The organism is Micromonospora deserti, from assembly GCF_003236335.1.
Classification (GTDB): Bacteria; Actinomycetota; Actinomycetes; order Mycobacteriales; family Micromonosporaceae; genus Micromonospora; species Micromonospora deserti.
Genome location: NZ_POUB01000276.1, coordinates 1 through 7,913 on the forward strand (window position 1 = coordinate 1; position 7,913 = coordinate 7,913).

The window sequence follows — 7,913 nt, forward strand, 5'->3', positions numbered from 1 at the left end:
GCCTGCGGAACTGGGCGGGCTGCAGCCCGGTGAACGGGAAGATCCACTCCGGGCGAGCCGCCGAGATCACCTGCACCCTGACATGATCCACCATGGACGCCCGACCGAGTTACGAGACGTCCCTTAGTGAAGCTGGTGAAACCAGAGAGCATGACGCGAATACCACTTCTAATCCCAAGGCCGCAGGTTCGAATCCTGCCGGGCGCACCCTCACGCACCAGGGTTGACCTGCTGTTCTTTTGCTCTTCTTGCGATCTTTCTTAGCGTCATCCTTCGATGACTCGGCCCCGCGTGAGCCCGATGTGAGCCCGGCCGTGCGCTTGGAGCGCTGACGTGGAACCAGGCGGGCGACTGCCTCGGCCGCTTCACGTGCAAGTTCCGGCAGGACCGAGGTGTAGGTGTCGGACGTGAGCGAGATCGAGGAGTAGCCCAGCATGTCCTGAACCACCTTCATTTCGGTGTCTGCTGCGAGAGCGATGGTGGCAGCGCCGTGGCGTAGATCATGCAAGCGGATCGGCGGCAAGCCCGCCTTGCGTACCAGTCGATCGAAGTAGTCCGACAGCCACGTCGGCTCCACCCATGCGCCGTTAGGCCGGGTGAGGAGACGGCCACTCTCGACCCACGCCCCGCCGGCTTCCTCCCGGGCCTTGCGCTGCCGCTTGAGGTGGCGCCTGGCAACCTTCAAGCTGTCGGCATCGAGAGCGACGATGCGGTTACCGGCATCGCTCTTCGGCGCGTTCTCCTCGATCTCGCCGTTGATGTCCACGAGCTGCGTGGCGACGGTGAGAGTCTTGCCTTTGAGGTCCAAGTCTTCCGGCCGCAGGCCGCATGCCTCGCCCCTCCGCAGGCCACGAAATGCGATCAGGTGAAAGAGCCCATACAACTCGTCGTCGGCGATGAAGTCGAGGAAGGCCCCCGTCTGTTCCGGCGCCGGCGCAACGAAACAATCCGCCGGAGCGTCAAGACCCCGCAAAGTATCGTCCTTTACTCGAACCCATGCCGTCACGCCGGCTACATGGGGGCAATTCAAGCGAGGCAAGGCAAAACTGAGGAGGCTTGCGCTACATGGTCGCGCGCCCTCGACGCGATGGACGGTGTCCGATCAGGCCGCACCCGTCAGGTAGCAGCTGAAATGCGCTCCCTCCTCTCACCCTACAAACGCCGCGGCATCCGAGCGGTCCAAGACGTGGACACTCGCGCCAAGAATTATCTCTCAACCTTCGCCCAGAACACATCAACAAACGTAGCGGGAGCAGGAATGGCAGCCGAGAGGTTCACGGTAGAATCCATTGCGCGGGTCCTCGACATCACGCCCTGGTCCTCCGAGTTCGGCCCGCGCGGGGAGATCAAGCAACCGACCTGGACGACCAGATGCTTGGGGCTGTACTTCGCGGAGCCCGCACAGACGCGGGCGAACCCATGGGACGGTGAGCCCGCTGTGATACGAACTGCGGAACCCAGGTTCCACTACGTGCGCTACGGCGTACGGCCGGCCGACCTGCTCGACACCGGCGGGCTGGCCGCCCTGGTGGCCGGCCTGCCGGAGGCGGCGTCCCCGGCGTAACGCCCGCGCGCCATTGCCCTTCCGGCGCCGCAATAGGCAACCCTGGCGGTTCGGCTCAGGTCCGGCAGGGTTCCCGTCGCAATGCCGCATCGGGCTGATCGGCGGCATGCCATGCCGGGTTGAGTGCTAACGGCAGAGCTGGCGCCTGCCACGCCCCGGCGACCCGCTGGAGGGCCGAGTATTCCCAACGGAGCAGGTTGCTTGGCGGCTTGCCGGTGAGGTGATCGGCCAGGTGGCGCAGTCCGGCTGGCCGGTCGATCAGGTGGCCATGGAAGCCGGCCATTTGGATCACGGGAATCTGGGCGTTGATCTCCGCCGGGATTGTGATGGCATCGACAGTTGGCAGTAGCGCGATCATCCGCACGCCCGGCACCGGGCAGAGCAGGCGGTTGCGGTAGAACGGCGCGTCGTCCAGCAGGGAGCGAATAAACGGCGAGTCGGGAGTGTCCGGTGCCTCGCTAGTGGCTTCCATGAGCTTGAACATGCCGCGCAGTTGCCAACCCGTGGCGATGCCCCAACCCGAACGAGCATGCGGCGGCGGGTAGTAGGCGCGCCCGGCCTGCAGGATTGGGCTCTCCAGGACCACCGCGTCGACTGCGGGGTGCGGGTAGCGGTCCAGGTAGTAGCGGACGATGAGGGCGCCTTCGCTCTGCCCGACCAGCGAAACCGGTTTACCGCTACGCGAGTGAAGCTGTTCCACCTGGGTGGCGAGCAGTTGGGCGCTGGTGGACAGCGACTGGTGGGTGTCGACCGGTGAGTAGAACACCGGCTTCCCGTGGTTGTCGGTGCCCCGGTACGAAAAGCGCACCACGGGAGGTTGGGATTCTGACGGGTCGCCATGGTGGGCCGAGTTGTAGCCGCCGAGGAAGATCACCGGATGGTCGACGTCCCCGAACTGTGGCAGGGCGTCGATGGGTTGCAGCGACTGACCTGCGCCGCGAGCCCCCAGGTCCTCGACGTATTCGACCAACAGCAAGCTGCTCACCAACAAGGCGACGACCAACGGCGTTGCGGGCACTCGGGACCACCGCACCCGCTGCTGGAGCACCGTGGCGCGCACCTTTCGCTGCCACAGCAGGCCGTTGACCATTCCGGTCACGGCGGCTGCCGGTACCGTCAACCGATCCGGGACGGACCAGACGAGCGCGGCGCCCGCGGCGAGGGTCACGAAGTTGAGCAGCGACCAGCCGACCGTGGCGGCCGACGGCAGGCCGCGCCACCAGTCCGGCACAATCCCGCCCCGCTGTAGCAGCGGGGCCAGGACTATCACCGGCACCAACTCAAGGAACTGGAAATAGGCCAGCGAAACGTCCGAGGCGACCACGGCCAGCGCGGTCCACGGCGAGAGAATCACGACGACGACGGCCGCGAAGGTCAGGTTGCGGCCGGCCAGCCGGCGAAACGACGGACACGGCCGCTCGGCCGGCCAGGCGAGCGCGACCAGTACGGCCGAGAACAGTCCGCGGAGCACGATGGCGCCCAGCAACAGGCCGGCGAACATGGCCCAGGAGTTGTGATACACCAGCACCCAGCGCAGGTCGAAGAACGCCCCGTACGGCGAGATCGCACTGGCCTGGGGCGCCAGGCCGAACGCCGAGGTGACGTTGACGGCGTACAACACGGCCGCCACGGCCGCCGCCGGCACGGCAGTCAGGACGAGCAGCCACAGCAGACGTACCCGCTCAGGGCGCACGGTTTCTCCCTTCCGCCAGCCGACAGGAGGGTACGAGACCAGCCGGGGTCAACGTACCGTTCTGTGACTGTTTCCGGCTCAAAATTAGGCGAGCCCAGGACAGCCCGCGGTACAGCACGTCAGGTCCCCTTGGGCTGCCTCACCGAATAGTCGCAACTGACCCGTACGGGCGAGACGAGACAGTAGGGTGGGGGCGGGTCGGCCGACTGCTCATCCCGCTTGCCGCGGTCAACACGTGGCCGGCGGCGCCCGCGTCGCCGCGGTGCAGCCCACGGCGATGCTCTTCGACGAATTGACCGGTGCACTCGACCCGCACCAGGTCGGTAAGCGAGCGGCCAAGGACTTCCTGCCGACGATCCCGATGCGCGGGGGGGGTCCCGTGTGGCGTGTGCGGCTCCGGGGCGGTGCGCCGTCGAAGAAGGAGAGAGGAATGCGTGTCACGCGGGCGGCGGCGATAGTCGCGGTTGCGGCACTCTCATTCACCACCGGCGCCTGCGGTGGCGGCGACAGCGGCCCCGGTGTCATCGAAAAGGCCGCGAAGACAAAGACGCTCGCCATCGGCGTAAAGCCCGACCAGCCGGGCCTCAGCCTGAAGACCGATGGTACCTACGTGGGCTTCGACGTCGAGATCGGGAAGATCGTCGCCAAGGGACTCGGCGTCGACCCGGCCAACATCCAGTGGAAGGAGACCAGCACGCCGAACCGCGAACAGGTCATCAAGGAGGGTACGGTCGACTTTGTCGTGGCCACCTACACGATCAACGACGCGCGCAAGAAGGCGGTCAGGTTCGCCGGTCCGTACTACATCGCCGGCCAGGACCTGCTGGTCAAGACCGACTCGACCATCAGGGGGCCGGAGGATCTCGACGGCAAGGTCGTCTGCTCGATCGCCGGCTCGACGTCGGCCAGGCGGATCCGGTCGCAGTACCCGAAGGCCCGCTTGCAGCAGTTCGACCAGGACGCCAGGTGCCTTCCGGACCTCGAGTCAGGCGCGGTCGACGCGATGAGCACCGACGACGTTATCCTCCTCGGCTACGCCATGCAGCCGGAAAACGCGGGCAAGTTCAAGCTGGTGGGCAAGACCTTCTCCGAGGAACCCTACGGCATCGGGATGAAGAAGAAGGACAGAGCCGGCTGCGAGAAGATCAACGAGATCCTGAAGGCCGCCGCGCGAGACGGGTCGTACAAAGCGGCCTGGGACGCCACGTTGGGCAAGAGTGGAAACTCGGTACCGACGCTGGACACCAGCAAAATGAGCCACTGCAGTGCGTGAGCGACCTGAAGGCCGGCGGCGGCAACCGTCGCGATCAGCCCGCCGGGAGCCGGATGGTCCGGCGTTGGTCCATCCAAGATCAAAACTGCGGCGTGGTACATCAACTGGCTCGGCGTGTCCCGGTGTCGGCTCATCAAGGTCGACGACCTTGACCTTCACGTCGAGGAGCTGGATGCCGTGGACGGAACGCCGGTCCTCGACATCACACCCTGGTCCTCCGAGTTCGGCCCGCGCGGGGAGATCAAGCAACCGACCTGGACGACCAGATGCTTGGGCTGTACTTCGCGGAGCCGCACAGACGCGGGCGAACCCACCGGACGGTGAGCCTGCTGTGAGCCCGGACGCCCACGGATCGGTCGGCACCATTCATCACTGAGGAACAGCCATAGGGGTGTCTACCTGGACAGATAGACACCCCTATGGACTGTCAGTAACCCCGAATCACGATCGGGATTCAACTTCTCATCCCAAGGCCGCAGGTTCGAATCCTGCCGGGCGCACCTCCACCGCCGCAGCTCAGCGGCCTCCCCGGGCAGTGCCACAACCCGGCGTGCTGTGGGTCGGCCGGCCCGAAACGGGCAGGCCCGACGGCGGGTTGGTCTGCGTGCGTCACTCGGCGGGTGACGGCGGCAGGGGCACCCGGCACGCCATCCCGCTGCGAGTGCCATATGCTGCGCCGGTTGTCACGGGGGCTCCGGGGAGGGTGGCATGCGGCGCTGGTGGGGTGTCATGGTTTCGGCCGTGCTGCTGGGGGCGGCGCTGAGCGGCTGCGGCACGCCGTCCGGCGCGGACGGCGACCTGACCGACGACTGGCGGCCGGTGGCCGAGGCCCGCCAGTTCGCGCCGCAGGCCGGCGAGTGCCATGTGATCGCGGAGCCCACGAGCTACCTCACCAGCCACCAGCCGGTCGACTGCGCGAAGACGCACCTGGTCGAGACGTTTCACATCGGCGCGTTCACCGGCGCGCTCGCCGCGCGCCCCATTCCGCCGCGCGTCGGGTCGTCGGCGATGCGTTCCGCCTTCGCCGAGTGTGACAGCCGGGCGAAGGAGTTCGTGGGCGGCGACTGGCGCGGTGCCCGGTTGTCGGTGCAGGTGGCGCCCACCTCGCCGGACGGCTGGGCGGGCGGCAGCCGGTGGTTCCGGTGCGACATCTTCGAGTTGGACGCCGTCGGTGGGGTCAACGGCGACAACGACCGTGCCATCGCCCGGGCGGGCAGCCTGCGCGGCGTGCTGAAGGGCTCCTCCCCGCTGGTCTACCGGTGCATGGAGGAGGACGAGTGGGGCCGGTTGCTGCCGATCGCCTGCACGGAGCCGCACCGGTTCGAGTTCGCCGGCATCTGGGCCGCGCCGGACCAGTCGTACGCCGACGCGCAGCAGGACGAGGACGCCGTCCACGCGAAGTGCCGGACGGTCATCGCCCGCTACGCGAAGGTGCCGGTCGACGGGATGCTCCGCTACCGCACTGGCACCACGTACCGCTTCCCGTCGGCGGAGGCGTGGGCGCGTGGTGACCGGGGGGTGCGCTGCTGGTTCTGGTCGGGCGGGAGGAAGCTGACCCGCTCGATCGCCGGCGGCGGGACGAAGGCGCTGCCCGTCAACTGACCGGCGGCGAGCCGGCGGCGAGTTGCCGCCCGACGACGGTCGCATCACCCTGCCGGGGTCGCTGCCCGTGGAGTTCCGGCCCCGGGACGACTGCTACCGGGCGGGGCGATCCGGCCGGGCGCCACCCGGGCCCGCAGCCGGCGCAGCATCCGGGCATCGGTGAAGCCGACCGCGCGGGCGGCGGCCTCCACGGTGGCACCGTGCCCGATCAGGTGCTCGGCCCGTTCCACCCGCAACAGCTGCTGGTAGCCGAGCGGCGTCAACCCGGTGGTGTGGCGGAACAGCCGGGTCAGCGTCCGCTCGGCCACCCCGCCTGCGGCGGCCAGGTCGGCCAGCGGCAACGGCTCGGCGAACCGGCTGTCGATCACGTCCTGCACCCGGTGCACCGCGTCGGACAGGTGCGAGCGATGCCGCATCATCGCGCTGGCCTGCTGCTCGTGGCCGTTGCGCCGGGCGTAGACGACCAGCGCGCGGGCGATCCGGGCGGCCACTGCCGGGCCGTGCCGGGTGGCGACCAGGTGCAGCGCCACGTCGATGCCGCTGGCGATGCCGGCCGAGGTGACCACCCGGTCATCGACCAGGTAGAGCACGTCGCGGACCACCTGCGCCGCCGGGAACCGGCGGGCCAGCTCGTCCTGCAGCTCGTGGTGGGTGGTGCAGCGCCGGCCGTCGAGCAGGCCGGCCCCGCCGAGGGCGTACGCCCCCGCGCAGACGCTCGCCACGGTGCCGCCGGCCGCGTGGTGGTCGGCCAGCCGCCGCAGGTCCGCCGGCCCGACCGGCCCCTGCGGCCCGTGCGCGCTGGGCCGCCACCCGGGTACGACCACCAGGTCGTCGCGGGTCAGCTCAGGCCACTGAAGCCCGGCGACCACCGGTACGCCCTGCACGGTCGGCACGATCTCCCGGTCGGCGACGTAGTGCAGCCGGTAGTCGTACCCGAGGTCGGCGGCGGTGGAGAAGACCTGGGCCGGGCCGGCGAGGTCCAGCAGGTGCAGCTGCGGGACGAGCAGGAAGACGACCCGGGCCATCGGTTCAGCCCCGCGCGCCCGCGCCGACCCGTTCCCGGCCGGCGGGCGGGGTCGCGCCGGTCACCTCGGCGACGGTACGGACGGTGGCGAACCGGCCGGCGAGGGCGTACTCGGTGCGGGCGATCATCTCCTCGGTGGACAGGGTGCGCGGGTCGGCGAGGATCTCGGCGACGGTGGCGGTGGCCGGCAGGTCCCGGTGCGGCGTCGGGAAGGTCACCGTCGCGTCGGTCACGAAGGTCATCTCGTAGCCGAGGTCGCAGCCGACCCGGGTGGTGGTCTCCACGCACTGTTCGGTGCGGATGCCGCAGACGGTGATCTCGCGGATGCCGGCCACGGTCAGCACCTGCTGGAGGTTCGTGGTGGTGAACGCGTTGTGCGAGGTCTTGACCAGCGTCGGCTCCCCGTCGACCGGCGCCAGCCCGTCGATCAGCCGGACGTGCCCGCCGGCCGGGTCGAAGACGCCGCCGCTGCCGGGTTCGGCGTGCAGGACCCAGACCACCAGGTCGCCGCGGCGGCGGGCGGCGTCGACCAGCCGGCCGACCTGGCCGACGATGTCGGGGTTCGAGCCGTACGCCCAGATGGGGCGCTGCCGGAAGGACTCCTGGACGTCGATGACGACAAGTGCTGCTCTGCTCATGACCCGAATCCTGGCCGGAACGGACCCCGGCGCGTCAGGCACCATCCTGCCCCGCTGCGGAACGATCCGGCCACCTGCCTGACCGCGTCAGGCGGGCGAGGGGCGGCGGGGGGCGTCGT

8 protein-coding genes are annotated in these 7,913 nt (G+C 69.1%); 4 read left to right on the forward strand and 4 right to left on the reverse strand.

Annotated features, from left to right (window positions below; all coding sequences use genetic code 11):
* Window positions 1–109: 109 nt before the first annotated feature.
* Entirely contained in the window at window positions 110–1,006 is an 897-nt protein-coding gene (locus tag C1I99_RS26650) for a site-specific integrase (RefSeq protein WP_233512731.1), read from the reverse strand.
* A gap of 432 nt (window positions 1,007–1,438) precedes the next feature.
* Between C1I99_RS26650 and C1I99_RS34665 the strand changes: the two genes are divergently transcribed.
* Complete coding sequence (locus tag C1I99_RS34665) at window positions 1,439–1,564, forward strand: hypothetical protein (protein ID WP_267897522.1); 126 nt, start codon at window positions 1,439–1,441, stop codon at window positions 1,562–1,564.
* A 55-nt stretch (window positions 1,565–1,619) separates the two neighbouring features.
* Here the strand turns inward: C1I99_RS34665 and C1I99_RS26660 are convergent, their stop codons facing one another.
* A complete protein-coding gene (locus C1I99_RS26660; RefSeq protein ID WP_111136962.1) occupies window positions 1,620–3,257 on the reverse strand; it encodes a hypothetical protein in 1,638 nt (545 codons plus the stop codon).
* A gap of 430 nt (window positions 3,258–3,687) precedes the next feature.
* Between C1I99_RS26660 and C1I99_RS26665 the strand changes: the two genes are divergently transcribed.
* The 3 genes from C1I99_RS26665 to C1I99_RS26675 all read left to right on the forward strand — a co-directional run bounded on the left by C1I99_RS26665 (window position 3,688) and on the right by C1I99_RS26675 (window position 6,132).
* Window positions 3,688–4,530 (forward strand): glutamate ABC transporter substrate-binding protein, encoded by an 843-nt coding sequence (locus C1I99_RS26665; protein WP_111136971.1) that lies wholly within the window; start codon window positions 3,688–3,690, stop codon window positions 4,528–4,530.
* A 114-nt stretch (window positions 4,531–4,644) separates the two neighbouring features.
* Entirely contained in the window at window positions 4,645–4,854 is a 210-nt protein-coding gene (locus tag C1I99_RS26670; RefSeq protein ID WP_233512732.1) for a TrmO family methyltransferase domain-containing protein, read from the forward strand.
* Between the two features lie 384 nt (window positions 4,855–5,238).
* Window positions 5,239–6,132: a septum formation family protein gene (locus tag C1I99_RS26675; RefSeq protein WP_111136966.1), complete on the forward strand. Its 894-nt coding sequence runs from the start codon at window positions 5,239–5,241 to the stop codon at window positions 6,130–6,132.
* A gap of 44 nt (window positions 6,133–6,176) precedes the next feature.
* Here C1I99_RS26675 and C1I99_RS26680 read toward each other — a convergent pair whose 3' ends face one another.
* Together C1I99_RS26680 and C1I99_RS26685 are read right to left on the reverse strand one after the other, a co-directional pair.
* A complete protein-coding gene (locus tag C1I99_RS26680; protein WP_111136968.1) occupies window positions 6,177–7,157 on the reverse strand; it encodes a GlxA family transcriptional regulator in 981 nt (326 codons plus the stop codon).
* A 4-nt stretch (window positions 7,158–7,161) separates the two neighbouring features.
* Window positions 7,162–7,794: an isochorismatase family protein gene (locus tag C1I99_RS26685; RefSeq protein ID WP_111136970.1), complete on the reverse strand. Its 633-nt coding sequence runs from the start codon at window positions 7,792–7,794 to the stop codon at window positions 7,162–7,164.
* Window positions 7,795–7,913 lie beyond the last annotated feature (119 nt).

Coding starts and splice junctions, on each gene's coding strand:
- C1I99_RS26665 (WP_111136971.1), top strand. CDS start 3,688: ATGCGTGTCACGCGGGCGGCGGCGATAGTCGCGGTTGCGGCACTCTCA.
- C1I99_RS26680 (WP_111136968.1), bottom strand. CDS start 7,157: ATGGCCCGGGTCGTCTTCCTGCTCGTCCCGCAGCTGCACCTGCTGGAC.
- C1I99_RS26675 (WP_111136966.1), top strand. CDS start 5,239: ATGCGGCGCTGGTGGGGTGTCATGGTTTCGGCCGTGCTGCTGGGGGCG.
- C1I99_RS26685 (WP_111136970.1), bottom strand. CDS start 7,794: ATGAGCAGAGCAGCACTTGTCGTCATCGACGTCCAGGAGTCCTTCCGG.